The sequence below is a fragment of the Granulicatella sp. zg-84 genome, assembly GCF_010892375.1.
Classification (GTDB): Bacteria; Bacillota; Bacilli; order Lactobacillales; family Aerococcaceae; genus WM01.
In genome coordinates this window covers 65,058-82,145 of the sequence record NZ_WNJX01000002.1, presented here as the reverse complement: position 1 = coordinate 82,145, position 17,088 = coordinate 65,058, and the positions used below count along the sequence as shown (strand labels likewise).

Sequence of the window (17,088 nt, the reverse complement as noted above, 5' to 3'; positions counted from 1 at the left end):
ATAAAAGAGGTGTTTTTTATGAGGCTTGTTAACATTACCAATAGTCATCCTCAACTTGTCAATGAACAATTAGCACATACCGATGCACAATTGGTTGAAATTTATTCACTTGGTCAAACAACTGTTATTTATACAGAAGCAAAAAAACACAATAATCTTGTGATTATCAATAAACAACGAAAAATTAAAGAATCTGAAATTGATTTTGTTTTAAATAAATTATTCAAAACGACAAAAGATGACAAGCGTCTTGAAGTGTTAACTTGCTCTTATTTTATTGAAATTTCTTTGGATAAAACAATTAGCGCTCATTAAAAAGAGCTCCTAAAAATAGATAAAAATAGAAAAACCATTCTTGCATTTGTAAGAATGGTTTTTCTGTTTTTGCTTTTTTGATTATTTTGCTTCAGGTAATTGAACAGCGTTTACTGTTTCACCTTTTGTTAACACATCATTTAAGTTATCAAAACTGATTTCAATCATATTTGATAATGCTTCGTCTGTGTTTGAACCAACGTGTGGTGTTACTAACACACGTGGATACATATCAACTAACTCACGAACTGTTTCATCTGGAATATCGCTTCCGTTTTCAAATGATTTGAAGAAGAATCGTGCTTCATCGGCGAATACGTCCGTTCCAAATCCGTCTAATTTACCAGATTTCAAAGCTTCTAAAATCGCTTTGTTGTCTTGTAATTCGCCACGGGCTGTATTGATTAAAATAGCACCGTCTTTCATTTTTGAAATAAATTCTGCATTTACCATATTGTCGTTTTGTCCTGGGAAATATGGCACATGAATACTTACAATATCACATTGGTTTAATAATTCATCTAATTCAACAAATTTAACCACTTGTTTTGCAGCATCACTTTGGAATACATCGTATCCATAAACGTCTGCACCCAAGCCTTTAAATAATGATGCTTCTGTTAAACCAATTTTACCTGTTCCGATAATACCCACTTTACAGTTACGGATTTCTTTACTGAACATTGTACTATCCACACGGAAATCATAGTTTGATGTTTTATTAACAGTATGTGACACATGACGCAATAATGACATAGCTAATGTTAAAGCTAATTCTGCAATAGCATTTGGTGAATAACCTGGTACACGTGCAACTTTTAATCCTAAATCTGCAGCTGCTTGCAAATCAATATGGTTAAATCCAACAGTACGTGTAAATACGTATTTAATACCATAACTTGCAAATTTTTCTAAGTTTGCACGGTTACCTAAACAGTTTCCACGTAAAATCACAGCATCCATACCTTTTGCCTCTTCTGCATTGTTTGCTGTTAATAAGTCTTCAACTAATACTAAATCATAGTTGTATTTATTTAATTTTTCAAAATAAGGTACTTCGTTTGGACGTACGCCATAACATACTACTTTAAATGCCATAATTATTCTCCTTTAATTTCAAATCGTTAATAATGCGAATTTTTTAATCCCTCGCATTGTCTATTATATCATTTTGTGATTGAAAAAAAAGTATTTCAAAAGCAAGAGCTTCAAAATACTTTTTTCACATACTTTATTTAAATAAACCTGTTGAACCAATAAGTTGTACAATAACAATCCAGATTGGTGTTAATACAACAGCTCCTAATGTTGCTAATAAAGAAGCGTTTGAAGCTAATACCGCATCTTTATCAAAGCTAATTGCATAAGCTGCTGCTACTGTTGCTGGTGGTGTTGCCATCATGACAACAACTGTACCTAAAGCTGTCAAGTCAACTGGTAGAATACCTGTCATTGTTAATACAGCTAAAATAGCAACGTTAAGTGCAGGAATAATCATCAATTTAACAAGAGTGTAGTACCATGTTGGTTTGTCTGCTAAAGCTTCTTTGAAGTCTACTGAACCTAAAGTTGAACCGATAGCCAACCATGCTAGTGGAGAACATAAACCTGCTAAATATGTTAAAATTTGTTTAAATTGTGGCAATGTGTGGTCAAAACGTAAGAATGCGTAGTTTTTCATAACCATTTCGCCTGTTTTTGCATCTTTCACAGCCACTGCTACTTGTGGTAAATACGCTTGGAATAACCAAATGAATAAACCTAAGAATGTCGCAATAACGATTGGATTTAAGAACATTGTTTTAATGTTTTTGCTTGTCATTTTCAAGCCACTCATTTTAATGTATCCATAAGAATACAAGAAAATACGATAACCAATGTTAAAAATTGATGCATATAATGTTCCAGTTGGACCATAAATCGCTGTAACAATAGGGATACCAAAGAATGTTGTTGAACCAAAAATTGATAACACACGCATTGTATCTTGTTGATCACCTTTAAATTTCGCAAATAATGGTTTTGATACAACAATCAATAGAATATAAACTAAAATACCCCAAATCAAAATGTTGATACCTTGTGTTAATTTCTTTTGATCAATATCTGCTAAAAATGAGTTAAAAGCTAATGCTGGTAATGATACTGTTAGTACAACATTTGTTAACACTTTACCTGTATTTTCAGAGAAAAGATTTCTTTTACGACAGTAGTAACCTAATAAAATAATTGCAATACTTGAAATGATAGCTGTATTGATTTTTTCTGTCGCTAATGTTTTGACGAATATATCAATAATATTTCCGTTTTCCATAATAAACTCCTTTATCATAATATATCTAGTATGTACGTTTTTTCACATAATACTGACAAGAACTACTATACCCATTTGTGAAAGAATATTCAATTATAAAAAAGTATTTAAACTTATGTAAGTTATGTAAATGAAAATGTGATTTATTAAAAAACAACCATTTACAACAGCTTATAAACAACATTATATCAATGTTTTTGCTAACAGCGGGACACCTAACACAATTTATAGATTTTCTAATATATCCATGTTTTTTATTGTGTAAATAGATACCGGTCTGCCTAAGGTTAAATAATTAACATCTTCTAATAAAGCCTCTACGTCTACTAAATAGTTCAAATATTTTTTTATGGTAATTCTAGAAATATCCAATTCATCTGCAATTTCTTGTGTCGTAAATCCACTTTGATGTGTCAGAATTTGAGCAATGACTTTTGCTAATGTAATTTTTGCTAATCCTTTTGGAAGAGAATCTAATGTTATTGTTTCTTTTTCAAAATTAAAGTATTTATCAATATTGTCTTGACTAATTTTTTCCTTAGATAACAAACCACAGTACACTTTTGCCTTTTCAATCGCTTGTGAAAACCGTTCAAACACAAAGGGCTTTACTAAATAATCGACAATGCCACTAGAAAGTGCTGTTTTTACAGTCATACTATCATTAGCTGCTGTAATCATGATGACTGCTAACCCTTTACAATGTTCTAAAAAAGACACCCCTTGTCCATCTGGTAAATAATTATCTAATAAAACAATATCGAATAGATAGTTTTCTAATTCCCGTTTCGCTTCTTTTAATGTTTTCACATGTTTGACATCATATTTTTCATCTAATCGTTTCACATATTCTTGATGAATCATCGCTACCATTGGGTCATCTTCAATAATCAATATACGCATGCTTATTCCTCCGTTATTGGTAACTCAATATTTATTCGTGTTCCTTTATCTACTTGACTAATCACATCAATCGTTCCACCATATTTTTGAACAATTGTTGCGACAGCTTCTAACCCATATCCTCTATTTGCCCCTTTTGTTGAATAACCCCTTTCAAAAATAATCTGTTTTAATGTCTCCGGAATACCTACTCCAGTATCTGTGACGGTACATAATACAACACGCTCGTCATCATTAGCCATCAAATAAACTTCAATCGTTTTTGTTGGGGTTGATTGTACAGCTTCCATAGCATTATCAATAAGAACACCTAAAATAATTGTTAAATCATGATATAAAGTATCTCTTCCTGCTTTTTGCTCAATCGCTGAATCAGAGTCAATCGTAAACGTAATATGTTGTTGACTTGCTTCTCTTGATTTACCAAGCAATAAACCAGTAATAGCAGGTACTTTTATTGTGTCTGATATATGCCCTATTTGTGCATGATAATCTTGTTTTAAATAGCTAATGTAGCTTTCAACTTCATCAAATAATCCTAAATCAATCAAGCCTTGCAAAACATGCATTTGATTCATAAAATGATGATTTTGAGCTCTTAGGCTATCATTATATTTTTCTGTTCCACTTAATTCTGTAATGAGTTGTTGCATATCAGATTGGTCCCTTAATGTGACAACAGCTCCATATAATTTTCTATGTAAATAAATAGGATTGCTATTCATTAAAAATTCTGTATCATTCACAATCATTTGCATATCGTGTTTAACTAGCTCTTTTTCTAAAGCATTTTTAAAAAATAAGTCGTATAAATCTTCTGGTAATGTTTTTCCTACTTCTAAAGACACTTTTATATTGGCTTTTTTTAATAATGCATTGGCACTACTATTGGCAAAAATAATACGTTTATCCAGCCCTATTCCTATAATCCCTTCGGTAACATGCTCTGAAATAAGTTCTTTTTCAATAACCGATTGAGCAATTTCTTCGGGTTCTAAATTTAACAACACTTTTTTTAACCATTTTGCAAAGAGTACTGCCAAAATCACCGCAACAAATAATCCTATACAAAGTGCTGTTAATAATTGAAGTTGTGCTTTCCAAATTTGAGCGGACACAGTTTTCTTAGTATAGCCTACACAAACAACACCAATAATTGTACCGTCGTCATCATAAATAGACGTAAAAAATCGAATACCTTCTCCCAGCGTTCCTTTTTGTTCGCTATAATGATCACCAAGTGTTAATGTTGCACTAGCATCTTCAACATTTGAAAAAACACCTCCAACTAAATCAGAGGTCGGATGCGAATAACGAATGAAATCAATATCCATGACAACAATAAAATCAACTTGAGTTAATTTCATCACATCTAAAGCATATTCTTGAACAAATATATCTTGTTTTCTTGATTTAATAATATCTTTTATTTTATCATTTTTTGAAACTAATTTTGCTGTTGATTTGATTTCTTCGGCAATGACATCATTTTCGCGTGTATAAATGTATTCACGCATAAACAAGGAGGTCATAAATAAAGAAACTGCCACAACAGAAACCATGAGTACAATCAATTTTGGGAGAATACCTATTTTTTTCATCATGCTTCATTCCTTACATCATTCACTTGATATTATATCTTTATTTACAAAAAGCCTTGTATCTATTATAGGCGACATCGTCTATATAGAACAAGACTTTTTATTGATTATTCGTAATTCCCACCTGACACATTCAAGTATTCTTCTAAAGACTTACCTGATTCGTAAATTTCACCAGCTTGCTCTCCCACGTAACGAATATGCCAAGGTTCAGCTTGGTACCCTGTGAATGCTTCTTTTCCTTTTTGAAATCGAATAATGAAACCATATTCATGTGCATGGGTTGCTAACCACTCAACCGCTTGTGTATCATCTGGAGAGTCACCTAGTAATTGTCCGCTACCATTTAAAATATCGAATGCCAACCCTGATTGATGTTCACTATATCCCGGACGTGCAGAATAGGTGTCTGCCATTTCTACACCATCACGTTTTACATAATTACCATATACTTCTTGTTGATATTCATAACTTCTAAAACCACTATATTGGTCAGAAATAGAAAATCCTTGAGCTTTCATATCCGCTTTTAAACGTTCTAATGCTGCTTTTGCTTGTGGATCTTCACCTTTATTATACGTGCTAGGTAATGGGTGCTTTTTATTCACGACTAAAATGCCATTCACAATTGTTACACCTTGTTCTTGGGCAACTGTTGTTGTCGTATTCGATACATTTGTACTAGATGCTTTTGTCGTTTCAGACATACTTTGGCTTGATTGCTCCATTTTAACACTTGGTTTTTGCCATAAAAACCATATTGCTATAACGCCACTTAAGATTACTAAAACACTGATAGACATCATTATTGGTAATTTACTTTTTCTTGCATGTCGTCTACTCATTTGACAATCCAATCTCTCTTTCTACCACTTCTGCAATACGGTGCACATAGTCATCACAAAGCTCCTGCGTTGGTGCCTCTGCCATAATACGTAATAAAGGTTCAGTCCCCGACGGACGTACTAAAATGCGTCCCTCTCCATTCATTTCTGACTCAACTTGTTCTACAATTTCTTTAATGGCTGGTACAGACATCGCTTCATGTTTATTTGATACACGAATATTGACTAATAATTGTGGATATGTTGCAACTTCCGATGCTAATTCAGATAAAGTTTTACCAGTTTGTTTCATGACATTTAATAATTGGACACCCGTTAAAATACCATCTCCAGTCGTATTTAAATCTAAGAAGACAATATGCCCAGATTGTTCGCCACCTAAATTATAGTCGTTGGCACGCATTGCTTCAACGACATATCTATCGCCAACGGCTGTTTTTACTGTGTTCATACCAGCTTCTTCAATAGCTTTATGGAAACCTAAATTACTCATGACTGTTGATACAACGGTATTTTGTTTTAATAAGCCTCTTTCATATAAAAACTTACCACAAATAAACATAATTTTATCTCCATCAACAATTTGTCCCAACTCATCTACGGCAATCAAACGGTCACCATCTCCGTCAAATGCTAACCCAACATCTGCTTGATTATCCAAGACGAATTGTTGTAAAGCTTGTGGATGTGTAGAACCAACATGATTATTTATATTAATACCATTTGGTTTATTTCCCATGACAAAGAATTCTGTTTCTAAATCAGCAAATAAATTAGCTACTAAAGGTGTTGTTGCTCCATTTGCAGCATCCAAACAAACACGTAAACCAGATAAATCTCCTTCAATAGTTGACGCAACAAATTGTGTATACTTCATACTACCTTCTAGATATTGCTCTACGGTACCTAATCCGTCTGCACTTGGTCTAGGCAATGTGTCTTCTTGCTTATCTAGTAACGCTTCAATTTCAAGTTCTTGTTCATCTGATAATTTAAAACCGTCTGAACCAAAAAACTTAATACCATTATCTTCTGCTGGATTATGAGAAGCAGAAATCATCACACCTGCAGCAACGTTTTGCACACGTGTTAAATATGCTACAGCAGGTGTTGAAATGACACCTAATTGCAATACTTCAATACCTACTGATAATAAACCAGAAATCAGTGCTTGTTCTAACATTTGCCCTGAAATACGAGGATCTCTTCCTACTAATACACGTGGGTGTGTTTCTTGTGAAGCATGCTGTAATAAAACATATCCTCCACATCTTCCTAATTTAAAGGCTAATTCAGGTGTCAACTCACTGTTTGCTAAACCTCTAACACCATCTGTCCCAAAATATTTACCCATTTTCTTCTCCTTATGTTTCATTTTGTATAGACTATTGTTTTTCTACTTTTATCGTTGCTGTAATCGGCTGAGGATTACTAATTGTTACACCAATAGGCACTAATACTGTTGCTTCTAATGTTTTTGTTTCTGTTAAGTCACTAACATTTATAGTCGCAGAAATTCTCGTAATGTCTTTTAATTTATCGGCTGTTCCTAATAACGTCAACTCAGACACATTTTGACTTTCAACGGTATACGTATAGCCTTCTCTTTGTCCTGCCAGTGTGATATCAACTGGTACTGTTTGTCCTTTTTTATAAATTGGTACAGTAATTGACACATTTTTATCAACTTTTACATCTAAAATATTGCCATTTTTATCTTTAACAACAACAGACACATTATCTTGTGTAAATGTCTCTGTTTTTGTAGATGATACTGTAATCGTTGCTGTCACCGTATCTATTTTCAAAATCGTATCTTCACTTCCTGTAATGAATACAGTAGACGGCGATACTTCAACAGCTCCCATCACATAGCCATCCGACACAATACTTTTATCGACCAAAGGCGTTACCGGAAATGTTTTTGTCATACGTTTACTCACAATAATATTTGATTCATAGGGTTGAATAGTCCCAATAACACCATTCGGTAAATCTGTTAATTTATACCGAATAGTTGTACTCCCGTTTTCCACAGTGGCTAAATCTTCCGTTTCAACATTAATCGTTTGATTACTTAATTGAGAAAGAATATTTCGTGGACCTTCTAAAGAAACGACAACATGTTCCGGTAATCCAGAGATATATTTACTATTTGAAGAATCTTTAATACGAATTGGTACATTTGTAATAATTTTTTGTGTTGTGACACTCGCTGAACTATCAATATTTGTCGTTAAAGCATCATGTCTTGAATAAATAAAGCTAGCTAAAAGAACAGATAGTAAAAAAGAAACGAATACCACAATATATTTATTTTTCAACCATTTTTCCATACTAGTGTTCTCCCCCTTTTAAAAATTCCATTATTTTTTTAAGGAAGTGCCCTTTTGCACTAGCTATGCCAATTTGTTCATGATTCAAATGACTTTCTAAAATACGTCGTAATTCTTCTTTTGTCAAGTTCCGATGAATATCTTGATGATGTGTAACACTAATATGTCCCGTTTCTTCAGAAACAATAAGTGTTAGAGCATCACTCACTTCACTTAAGCCAATAGCTGCACGATGCCTTGTCCCTAATTCTTGTGGAATATTTGGATTTTCAGATAGTGGTAGCACACAACTTGCCGCAACAATTCGATTTTCTTTAATAATAACTGCTCCGTCGTGTAGTGGTGTATTTGGAATAAATAGATTGATTAACAGTTGACTAGAAATATGTGCATCTACGCTGACACCAGATTGAATATACGGATGTAATGAACTTTGTTTCTCAATACTAATTAACGCACCAATGCTCCGCTTAGCTAAATATTGTGTTGCTTCTTCTAGTGCATCAATCACATACAGCGTTTCTGACTGTGCATCTTGTTTTTTCTTTTTGAAAAAATTGTTTTGCCCCAGTTGTTCTAATGCTCGTCTGATTTCCGGTTGGAAAATAATCACAACTGTAATCACACCCCATGTAATGACTTGATCAATAATCCAACTCATCATCAAAAGATGTAATAAATTACTTACAAACTTAATTAAAACAATGACTAACACACCTTTTAAAACATTGATTGTTCGTGTGTTTTTAGAAAATGTAATTAACAAATAAATCAAATACGTCACAATAACAACATCAATGACATAAGATAAATTACTTAAAGATAATAAATTATTTATATCCACACTCGCCACTCCTTGAAAAATATCATATACAGTATACCACATTTTAACCCAATCGTTGTAGAAATATTCATATTCAAGCTTTTAAACACTTATGACCAAGCTATTTTTATACAAATAAACCTACAAAAAACCACTATGGTGCAGCACCACAAATTCGTGGTGTTGCACCATATTCACGATACACTCTGCTTTTATTTTTAACGAAAAACAAAATCATACGGATAATTTCTATTTACCAACACTATTTACTGTAAAACCCATCATTTAACAAAGAACCACATTTTCCTAGTACATCATAAAAAACAACGAGTACCATTCACTACCTATATGCTCACTATTTCTCTGTACCAAAATGATTCGGCATAAAGCCTACAAACGAAAAGGTGTTGGTGACTTCCTTTTGGAAGCCACCAACACCAAATACTATAAGCCAAAATAAACACAAAAAAAGACCTGTACGATTGCACAAGTCAAAACTGGGGTAGCTGGATTCGAACCAACGAATGACGGAGTCAAAGTCCGTTGCCTTACCGCTTGGCTATACCCCAATCATTATTGTATTGAAAAATGGGGAGAGGCAGATTCGAACTGCCGAACCCTAAGGAGCGGATTTACAGTCCGCCGCGTTTAGCCACTTCGCTATCTCCCCGTTGCTCTCAAACACAATACTCGAATATTCTATACTATTTTTTTATACTTGGCAATACCTTTTTTTAAATTCATTTATTTTTAATAATAAATCTACTTTTGTCTTTATGTTTATCAATGAAGAACATTAGTATACCTTCTCGCATAAATTAAACGGTATCTTTATTTCGTCTTTTTAAGATAAACCACTGGTATCTTTTAAAGATTGATATGCTTCATCATCAACCTGATCAATATACGCAATCCAATTATCATCTTTTGATTGACTATTTAATAATTCTGGATGTTTTTCTAGTGCTTCATGCCATTTTAAAACATGTGCATTTAATGGCCCTGTCAATTCTGTCACAGCCTTAGATGCTTCAACACCCATAAAAGATTCTTCCGTACTAATGGTATCTTTACTTAAAAATTCTAAAAATGCGATGTCACCCAAATCATCTTGTCCTTTTTCAGATAAGCCAAACCAATAGTGTGTGTCTATTTTTTCTACCCAAAAACCATTTTCACTATATTTCATCTTAAAGTCCTACTTTCCCCATGCTTCTTCTAACGTTACTTCTTTTGCACCAAACGAGAACAAAGCCCCCTCAATAATAACTGGGCGTTTAATCAACATACCGTCACTGACTAATAAATCAATTACTTCATCAATTGATAAAGTATCTAATTTGTCTTTTAATCCAAGCGCTTTATATTTTTCACCTGATGTATTTAATACTTTTTTAACAGGCATTCCTTTTTCTTTTAACACATACTCAAAAAACGCTCTATCCGGAGTTTCTTCTTTAATATTGTGTGTATGATACGTATACCCTTGGCTGTCCAACCATTTCAATGCACGTTTTGCCGTTGAACATGTTAAATGTGTGTAAACTTCCATTTTTTCTCCTCTTTTCTTCTCTATCTCTTATCTATCTTGAATACGTTTAAACATTTTTTCTAAATCGGTATGACTTAAATGAATTAATACTGGTCTACCGTGCGGACAATTGTACGGATTGTCACATTTAGCTAAATCGACTAACAACGCTCTCGCTTGTTCCTCATTTAAATAATAATTTGCTTTTATTGATTTTTTACAACTCATCATAATCGCTGTATCTTCTCTAAACTTAGCAATAGATACGTTCCCTTTTTCCAATAACATCGCAATCAAGTCCCGAATGGTATCTTCAAGTTGCTCTTCTTTTATCCACATTGGATGCTCTTCTAAAATAAAACTTGTTTGCCCAAAAGGTTGGAGCGTAATACCAACTTCTTCTAATACCAACTGTTTTTCTTTAATCATTAAATAATCATTCATTGGGTAATTTAACACTAACGGCATTAACATACCTTGCTTTTCTTGTCCCAATTCACCAATTTTTTCACGGTAATACTCATATTTAATACGCTCTTGTGCTGCATGTTGATCAATCATATACAGACCATCTTGATTTTCAGCAAACAAATACGTCCCATGCATCTGCCCAAAATAATGCAATTCTGGAAAACGATTCTTACTCTCTAACGTTTTATAAGACGCTTGTGTTTCCTCAACCATTTCTATATGAGTGGATTGAGAATTATCGACAAAAACGGGTAATTCGTCTTTTCCATTTTTTGAAATAGAAATACTATCATCTTGTACGTTGTCGTATGATACATAAGGTATTTCTTGAACATCATCTACCGGTTTTTGCGTTTCTAGCATGAGTGGTGCAATATCAATATCCGTTTGCTCACTATCTTGTACAAATCGTTTTGGTATACTTGACGGAATACGTACTGTATCATTCATCACTTGACTAATAGCTTGCTTAATTAATAGCCCTAGCTCTTTTTCTTTACTAATTCTCACTTGTTGTTTCGTCGGGTGAACATTAACATCAACCAAAGCATAATCCATTGTAATATCTATAACAGAAATAGGGAATCTGCCTATCATTAATTTGGACTCATATCCTTCAATAATGGCATTGGAAATGGCATAATTTTTAATATATCTTCCATTGACAAAAATAGACATATAATTCCGATTAGATCGAGTGACTTCTGGTAAAGTCGTATACCCTTTGACTTTAAAGTCCAAATCTTCTGCTTCAAAATATTTCATTTGTCTAGCTATTGTTGGACTATATACACCTGCAATCGTTTGTTGTAACTGTCCATTTCCAATCGTTTTTAACATTTGGTTCCCGTCACTTATCAATGTAAACGCAATATGTGGGTGACTAAGTGCTAAGCGATTGATTAAATCAGCAATATGTGCTGTTTCCCGTTGTAGTGTTGCTACAAATTTTAATCGTGCTGGTGTATTAAAAAATAATTGTTCAACAGTAATACTTGTTCCTTTTCTGGAAGATGAGTACGTATGTTCAATGACTTCTCCTGCTTTTAACACCAAATGTGTCCCTGAATGTTCACCTGTTGACGTATCCAACGTAATATACGACACAGAAGCAATACTTGGTAAAGCTTCTCCTCTGAAGCCTAATGTTTTAATACGAAATAAGTCCTCTTTTGTATAAAGTTTACTTGTTGCGTGCCGTTTAAACGCTAGTAAAGCATCTTCTTGTTCGATACCATCACCATTATCAATCACTTGTATCTTAGACAAACCACCTTCAGAAATATGCACGTCAATTTTTGTACTATTGGCATCAATGGCATTTTCAATCAATTCCTTAACAACTGATGAGGGACGTTCGACAACTTCTCCCGCTGCAATCTGATTTGTGAGTAAAACAGATAATTCTTGAATTTTGCCCATTATCTCACCTACTTTCTAATATAGTATATGTTCTCCATTCAATGTATAGTGGCACTCTGTTTTTTCCGATAAAAACAAAGGTAGCATATCTAAAAAACCTCTCGGCGTGTTTTCTAGTGTTAAATGCTCTAAATTCATCCAAGATACTTGTCCTTCTTGTTCATTTTGAACCAATTCACCTGAAAAAGAACTTGTTTTATAGCATAAAACAACTTGTAAATTTCCTTTTTTATCAACATAGTCTTTGACACCACATAATACGACATCAGAAATATCTAATCCTGTTTCTTCTTTGACTTCTCTGACGACAGAATCGTGCATACTTTCAAACGGTTCCACGTGGCCTCCTGGAAACGCTAATCCAGTCCACGTTTTTACTCGATTTTGCACCAATACTTGTTTCGTATGTGTATCTTGAATCATACACATATTTGTCAATATAACATTCATCACAGCACCTCTTCTTATGCTATTAAGCATACCAAAAAAGACAAAAAAAGTCATACATCTCGCTTTTTTTATGGTAAAATATACACATATTATGAGGAGGCGGATACATGAAACGTTTAATTAGTTGTTATGCAAGTGATTTAAAAAATATTTCTAAAGAAGACTTAAAAATAGCCATATCTTCAAGCGAAGGAAGAACCATTTTAGCTGAAACGGTTGTAACCGCTGCACCTTTATTAGAAGGCGTCAGCAATACCGAAGTAATGGCAACTTTCGGTGCAGATTTAATTGTTTTAAACGAATTCGATGTCTACACACAATTTATAAATGGATTTTATCCTTGTGAAAATCCTATTGCAGAAATCAAGAAATTAACAGGTCGACCTATCGGAATTAACTTAGAACCCGTGGATGAAACATTAGATGTTTTGGACGAGAAAATCGTTATTGCGAAAGGGCGTAAAGCAAGCATTGATACGTTCAAAAAAGCAAATGAATTGGGTGTTGATTTTATTATGTTAACAGGAAATCCTTCAACTGCTGTTTCAATGGAAGCTATTAAAAAAGCTATTGTACTTGCCAAAGACCATTTTAACGGTTTGATTTTCGCAGGAAAAATGCATGGTGCAGGATTATCGGAAAACATTATTGATGTAGATATGCTAACAGCATTTATTCATGCTGGAGCAGACGGTATTTTAATTCCAAGTGTTTCAACAGTTCCATTTGTCACAGAATCATTGGCATTTGCCGCAAGTCAAGAAATCAAAAAACTAGGTGGCTTGGTTATGTCCACCATTGGAACTAGTCAGGAAAGTGCCGACGAACAAACGATACGTTCATTCGGTTTAAGCAACAAACGTATTGGAGCAGATATTCATCATATTGGCGATGGAGGATATGGTCGTATGCCATTGCCAGAGAACATTATGGCTTTAAGCATCGCTGTACGCGGTAAGCGTCATACTTACTTCAAAATGGCACAATCCGTTGTGAGATAATCACAGAATCATTGAAAAATGAAAAAATGGTGTTTTGACATTTTAAGGTGTCAAAACACCATTTTTATCCTCCTTTTACACGACAAAATAAATATATCAATACTACCTCTTGTGTAGTATTTAGTTAATACGGCAAAGAATCTAATGTAATCACTCTATCACAGGCTTTAGCAACCACCGAATCGTGCGTGACAATAATCACTGTTTTACCTAAATGATTTAGTTCTCTTAAAATAGTTAACACATCATCTCTATTTTCATCATCCAACGAGCCAGTAGGTTCATCGGCTAAAATAATCGTACTTGGTTTAATCATTGCCCTAGCAATCGCAACCCTTTGCTGTTCTCCACCAGAAATTTCAAAAATTTTCAAAGATTCATAATCTAGTAATCCAACTTTTTCTAAAGCTTCATGAATAATTTTTTTCTTTTCGTTTAAAGATAGTTTCACATATTTTAATGCCATCATCAAATTATGTTCTACTGTTAAGTAATCTACTAAAGCAAAATTTTGGAACAAATAAGAAATTTGTTCACGTATAATTTGAGTAGCCTGTTTCGTATTTGGTTTTGGTGCTTTGTTCCCATTCAAAAAATAGGTGCCTGAATCTATCTCCTCAATCAATCCTATCATATTTAGTAATGTTGTCTTTCCAGAACCACTTTTCCCAATAATAGCAACCATTTCTCCTTTTTGTATCTTTAAAGAAAATGAATCAAAAATTGTTTTATGTTTAAATGTCTTTGTTAAATGATTTAATTTTATCAATGTTGTCATGTTATTCCTCTCCTTTCAACGCTAAAGTTAATGCTTTTCCCTCGCCTTTTTTAATCAATGATAAAATCATCAATATATCTAATAAAACCAATACACTATAAACGAGTAAAGTAACAACGCTAAACGATAATAATATCAATTCAACAAAAGCAAATATATATATCAAGCCAAAATATATAAATTCTAATTTATATCTATCTATGAGTGTATATCCTAAAAGCCTAGATACTAAAATCTCTTTTTTCTTAGACATTAAAATAATAAGAAGAATAAAATAAGATGCTAAACTACTGACAACTATTGCTAAAAACGACCCTATTACCCAAACAAAAACAGAAGAACTAGAGATAGCCAATCTATCAGAAAAACCTGTTGTTAAAACATTGGCGAACTCGATTTGATTTAATTCAAGATGATGATGTTTAATTGCCTCTTGAATAGCTTGTTTATTTTTTTCATTGTCTAAAACTCTAATAGGATTACTAATAGCACTGTTCCCTAAAAATATACTCTCTTTATTCACATATTTATCTTGTAAACAAATCAAGATAGGATTCATCACAAAACCATTGTTATACCTTTCCATTTCAATATTTTCTGAAAAAATTGGCTTTTTATTTTCTGGATAGTATATTATTTGAACTGGTAAATCTTTTAATTGTAAATGAAGAAGAGATAATACTTTTTCTTCTTTTTGTTTTAGTATTTCTGGTACTAAAACACTAATACGTTGAGTAGTAAAAATATTTTCCTCATTTTCTATCGAAAAAGGTAGCCGCTTCATATAATGTTCATTGATTGTTCCTATATTTACGTATTCCCCTGTTTGATTGTCTAATTTTATACGACCCATTCTGATATATTCCGCATTAGCTGTTTTCTCTAATTCAACAAATAACTGACCTAGTTTCTCTCCTAATGTGTCATTCCCTTGTAATCTATCTTGAAATTCTGATGAAACAAAAGTATAGTTTGATAATGTCATGTATTGCTGTTGTTGTTCATACACCTGTCTAATTTGAATATCATGATAAAGTTGTTTTATATGAGAAACCATTGATGGCAATAATGCTATTAAACCTATAAAAACAAAAAACTTCAAAAGATAACTAAATCGGATAGACAATTTAAAATGCAAGAAATTTTTCAATAAACGTGAAATACTTATTTTTCTGATTAAGATAAATGATACTCCCGAAAGACACATACAACTAAACAATAAACAAAATTGCCAGCATAATAATGCTATAAAATGTTTGAAACTGCTATTTGGAATAAGTATAATTGCTATGGTTGATACCGTAAAAATATTCACAATAGAAAATAACACTACTCTTTTATTTAGCTCTAACCAAATATGAATTGATTTCACACCAAGAAGTTTCATCATTCCAATTTCACGTAAACGAGAAATCGGATAGAAAACACTAACTAAACTAAATATCGCAAAAGCAATGACTAATAAAAAGGCTCCAATAATAAATAATGTCCCCTCATCATATCCTTTTTCATACAAAGGTTTCAACAAGCTATCTTTTGATACACCGAATACGTTGGCTAATTCCTGATAAATCATTTCTTTATCCGCTACTTTGCCTATAAATTGATACTCACCATCACTAGAAATCAATTTATGTTGTTGATAAAGATTATCTAGTGTTAATAGTTGCAATTTATCATCATTAAACAAGTCCCGAATGATTCCAATTTGATTTGACATATTTGTATCATAAGTAGCGATAATTTGATTGTTTTTGATTACTTTTTCACCGGACAACATATCAATATCTAATGCATTGAAATAGTCTTCACGAAAAACCCCTGATTTATACATCATATCCACATTATTTTCAAATACTATATCTGTTCTTAAAAAACTCACTTTATATGTCTGTGACAATTCTTCTAGTTTCTTTATCATTTCTTCAACATCGACTGATGAGTGATAGACGTGAAAAGCATTTGCATCTACTCCATTAAATTGTTCATCCATTTTTCTATGGTCCATTGTTTGTTGGTGGAGCATAAACATTACACATAAAAAGATAGACATAACAAACAATAAGCTAGTTAGTATCTTCTTCATTTTTATTCCTCCTTTTAAACCGACTTGTTATCATAGCAAAAGTATTTTAATGTTATCCAATATGTTATATGTATATATTAACATTATATGTTAAATGTTGTAAAACGTTTATATAACAATCTATCATAAGATATAAGCCTACATCGTGTTAATCGTTTTCCCTACAATCACGTTATATTTGTTCTATTTAAAATAATGTCATAACAGCAATA

16 protein-coding genes and 2 tRNA genes are annotated in these 17,088 nt (G+C 32.7%); 2 read left to right on the top strand and 16 right to left on the bottom strand.

Translation table 11 applies throughout. The features are described 5' to 3' along the window. Positions 1 to 18: 18 nt before the first annotated feature. Positions 19 to 315, top strand: coding sequence for a DUF1827 family protein (locus GMA06_RS00955; protein WP_163546110.1), 297 nt, complete (start codon positions 19 to 21; stop codon positions 313 to 315). Positions 316 to 396: 81 nt separating this feature from the next. On the opposite strand, the gene GMA06_RS00950 is transcribed toward GMA06_RS00955, so the two are convergent. The 14 genes from GMA06_RS00950 to GMA06_RS00885 all read right to left on the bottom strand — a co-directional run bounded on the left by GMA06_RS00950 (position 397) and on the right by GMA06_RS00885 (position 13,011). After that, on the bottom strand, positions 397 to 1,413 hold the full coding sequence (locus tag GMA06_RS00950; protein ID WP_163546111.1) for a 2-hydroxyacid dehydrogenase: 1,017 nt from the start codon (positions 1,411 to 1,413) through the stop codon (positions 397 to 399). A 133-nt stretch (positions 1,414 to 1,546) separates the two neighbouring features. Continuing rightward, positions 1,547 to 2,629 carry an AEC family transporter gene (locus GMA06_RS00945; RefSeq protein WP_163546112.1) on the bottom strand — a complete coding sequence of 361 codons (1,083 nt, stop codon included), beginning with the start codon at positions 2,627 to 2,629 and terminating at the stop codon, positions 1,547 to 1,549. Positions 2,630 to 2,854: 225 nt separating this feature from the next. Then, entirely contained in the window at positions 2,855 to 3,532 is a 678-nt protein-coding gene (locus GMA06_RS00940; protein ID WP_163561396.1) for a response regulator, read from the bottom strand. 2 nt (positions 3,533 to 3,534) lie between these two features. Then, positions 3,535 to 5,136: an ATP-binding protein gene (locus tag GMA06_RS00935; RefSeq protein WP_163561395.1), complete on the bottom strand. Its 1,602-nt coding sequence runs from the start codon at positions 5,134 to 5,136 to the stop codon at positions 3,535 to 3,537. A gap of 104 nt (positions 5,137 to 5,240) precedes the next feature. Further along, a complete protein-coding gene (locus tag GMA06_RS00930; protein ID WP_240328814.1) occupies positions 5,241 to 5,978 on the bottom strand; it encodes a M15 family metallopeptidase in 738 nt (245 codons plus the stop codon). Further along, complete coding sequence (gene glmM / locus GMA06_RS00925) at positions 5,971 to 7,332, bottom strand: phosphoglucosamine mutase (RefSeq protein ID WP_163561394.1); 1,362 nt, start codon at positions 7,330 to 7,332, stop codon at positions 5,971 to 5,973. The genes GMA06_RS00930 and glmM overlap by 8 nt, the downstream gene beginning before the upstream one ends. A 31-nt stretch (positions 7,333 to 7,363) precedes the next feature. Then, positions 7,364 to 8,314 carry a CdaR family protein gene (locus GMA06_RS00920; RefSeq protein WP_163561393.1) on the bottom strand — a complete coding sequence of 317 codons (951 nt, stop codon included), beginning with the start codon at positions 8,312 to 8,314 and terminating at the stop codon, positions 7,364 to 7,366. A gap of 1 nt (position 8,315) precedes the next feature. Continuing rightward, positions 8,316 to 9,158 carry a diadenylate cyclase CdaA gene (cdaA, locus tag GMA06_RS00915; protein WP_205422897.1) on the bottom strand — a complete coding sequence of 281 codons (843 nt, stop codon included), beginning with the start codon at positions 9,156 to 9,158 and terminating at the stop codon, positions 8,316 to 8,318. Positions 9,159 to 9,634: 476 nt separating this feature from the next. Beyond that, positions 9,635 to 9,706 (bottom strand) — tRNA-Gln (locus GMA06_RS00910). Positions 9,707 to 9,726: 20 nt separating this feature from the next. Next, positions 9,727 to 9,807 (bottom strand) — tRNA-Tyr (locus GMA06_RS00905). 174 nt (positions 9,808 to 9,981) lie between these two features. Beyond that, complete coding sequence (locus GMA06_RS00900; RefSeq protein WP_163561392.1) at positions 9,982 to 10,326, bottom strand: glycine cleavage system protein H; 345 nt, start codon at positions 10,324 to 10,326, stop codon at positions 9,982 to 9,984. A gap of 9 nt (positions 10,327 to 10,335) precedes the next feature. Next, on the bottom strand, positions 10,336 to 10,689 hold the full coding sequence (locus GMA06_RS00895; RefSeq protein WP_163546119.1) for a Spx/MgsR family RNA polymerase-binding regulatory protein: 354 nt from the start codon (positions 10,687 to 10,689) through the stop codon (positions 10,336 to 10,338). Between the two features lie 27 nt (positions 10,690 to 10,716). Then, entirely contained in the window at positions 10,717 to 12,561 is a 1,845-nt protein-coding gene (gene mutL / locus GMA06_RS00890) for a DNA mismatch repair endonuclease MutL (RefSeq protein ID WP_163561391.1), read from the bottom strand. A 15-nt stretch (positions 12,562 to 12,576) separates the two neighbouring features. Continuing rightward, complete coding sequence (locus GMA06_RS00885; RefSeq protein ID WP_163561390.1) at positions 12,577 to 13,011, bottom strand: 8-oxo-dGTP diphosphatase; 435 nt, start codon at positions 13,009 to 13,011, stop codon at positions 12,577 to 12,579. A gap of 107 nt (positions 13,012 to 13,118) precedes the next feature. On the opposite strand from GMA06_RS00885, the gene GMA06_RS00880 reads away from it, so the two are divergent. Beyond that, complete coding sequence (locus tag GMA06_RS00880; RefSeq protein WP_163561389.1) at positions 13,119 to 14,012, top strand: haloacid dehalogenase-like hydrolase; 894 nt, start codon at positions 13,119 to 13,121, stop codon at positions 14,010 to 14,012. Between the two features lie 124 nt (positions 14,013 to 14,136). Here GMA06_RS00880 and GMA06_RS00875 read toward each other — a convergent pair whose 3' ends face one another. Then, on the bottom strand, positions 14,137 to 14,781 hold the full coding sequence (locus GMA06_RS00875; protein ID WP_163561419.1) for an ABC transporter ATP-binding protein: 645 nt from the start codon (positions 14,779 to 14,781) through the stop codon (positions 14,137 to 14,139). A gap of 10 nt (positions 14,782 to 14,791) precedes the next feature. After that, positions 14,792 to 16,876 carry a hypothetical protein gene (locus GMA06_RS00870; RefSeq protein WP_163561388.1) on the bottom strand — a complete coding sequence of 695 codons (2,085 nt, stop codon included), beginning with the start codon at positions 16,874 to 16,876 and terminating at the stop codon, positions 14,792 to 14,794. Positions 16,877 to 17,088 lie beyond the last annotated feature (212 nt).

What these genes read in the sequence shown, in the direction of transcription:
- GMA06_RS00885 (WP_163561390.1), bottom strand. Translation starts at nt 13,011, where the DNA reads ATGAATGTTATATTGACAAATATGTGTATGATTCAAGATACACATACG.
- GMA06_RS00895 (WP_163546119.1), bottom strand. Translation starts at nt 10,689, where the DNA reads ATGGAAGTTTACACACATTTAACATGTTCAACGGCAAAACGTGCATTG.
- GMA06_RS00945 (WP_163546112.1), bottom strand. Translation starts at nt 2,629, where the DNA reads ATGGAAAACGGAAATATTATTGATATATTCGTCAAAACATTAGCGACA.
- mutL (WP_163561391.1), bottom strand. Translation starts at nt 12,561, where the DNA reads ATGGGCAAAATTCAAGAATTATCTGTTTTACTCACAAATCAGATTGCA.
- GMA06_RS00935 (WP_163561395.1), bottom strand. Translation starts at nt 5,136, where the DNA reads ATGATGAAAAAAATAGGTATTCTCCCAAAATTGATTGTACTCATGGTT.
- GMA06_RS00950 (WP_163546111.1), bottom strand. Translation starts at nt 1,413, where the DNA reads ATGGCATTTAAAGTAGTATGTTATGGCGTACGTCCAAACGAAGTACCT.
- GMA06_RS00870 (WP_163561388.1), bottom strand. Translation starts at nt 16,876, where the DNA reads ATGAAGAAGATACTAACTAGCTTATTGTTTGTTATGTCTATCTTTTTA.
- GMA06_RS00930 (WP_240328814.1), bottom strand. Translation starts at nt 5,978, where the DNA reads ATGAGTAGACGACATGCAAGAAAAAGTAAATTACCAATAATGATGTCT.
- GMA06_RS00940 (WP_163561396.1), bottom strand. Translation starts at nt 3,532, where the DNA reads ATGCGTATATTGATTATTGAAGATGACCCAATGGTAGCGATGATTCAT.
- GMA06_RS00955 (WP_163546110.1), top strand. Translation starts at nt 19, where the DNA reads ATGAGGCTTGTTAACATTACCAATAGTCATCCTCAACTTGTCAATGAA.
- GMA06_RS00920 (WP_163561393.1), bottom strand. Translation starts at nt 8,314, where the DNA reads ATGGAAAAATGGTTGAAAAATAAATATATTGTGGTATTCGTTTCTTTT.
- GMA06_RS00880 (WP_163561389.1), top strand. Translation starts at nt 13,119, where the DNA reads ATGAAACGTTTAATTAGTTGTTATGCAAGTGATTTAAAAAATATTTCT.
- GMA06_RS00900 (WP_163561392.1), bottom strand. Translation starts at nt 10,326, where the DNA reads ATGAAATATAGTGAAAATGGTTTTTGGGTAGAAAAAATAGACACACAC.
- glmM (WP_163561394.1), bottom strand. Translation starts at nt 7,332, where the DNA reads ATGGGTAAATATTTTGGGACAGATGGTGTTAGAGGTTTAGCAAACAGT.